Consider the following 481-nt stretch of genomic DNA (forward strand, 5'->3'; position numbering starts at 1 on the left):
GCGGTGAGGGCGGGACGGAAGAGACCGGCTCGACCGTTCTCGACCATCCGGTCGGGGTCGCGGGCGACCACGGTGCCGGTGAACGCCTCGCCGGTCAGTTCGTACCGGGCCATCACGAGGGGATCGTCGAAGGCCCGCTCGGTCTCGTACCGGGCGACGGCGTCCTCGAGTTGGGCCAGCCGACGGGCGGCGGAGGCGGCGTGGTCACGGCGGGCGCGGGGGCGGCCGTCCTCGTCCAGGTAGGTCGTGTAGTGGGTGAAGACGGTGCGGTCCACGGCACGGCGGTCGGGAACCCGGGCGGCCGGCGGGAGGGCGCGCAGCAGGTCGACGCCCCGCCACATCAACTCCCAGGTGGGGGCCAGTTGGGAACGCAACTCATCGGCGATGACGAGGTCGACGGCGGCTCGCGCGCGGTCGTCGGGGGCCGCGTCGCGGGCGGTGGTCAACTCGTGCAGGGTGCGGTCGAAGACGGGGTCGGTGG

Annotated in this window: 1 pseudogene; it reads right to left on the reverse strand. The window is 74.0% G+C overall.

The annotated features are described in order from the left end of the window. Positions 1 to 481 (reverse strand): annotated as a pseudogene (locus FNQ90_RS26440) (hypothetical protein); the annotation flags it as partial.

The sequence above is a fragment of the Streptomyces alkaliphilus genome, from assembly GCF_014141535.1.
Classification (GTDB): domain Bacteria; phylum Actinomycetota; class Actinomycetes; order Streptomycetales; family Streptomycetaceae; genus Streptomyces; species Streptomyces alkaliphilus.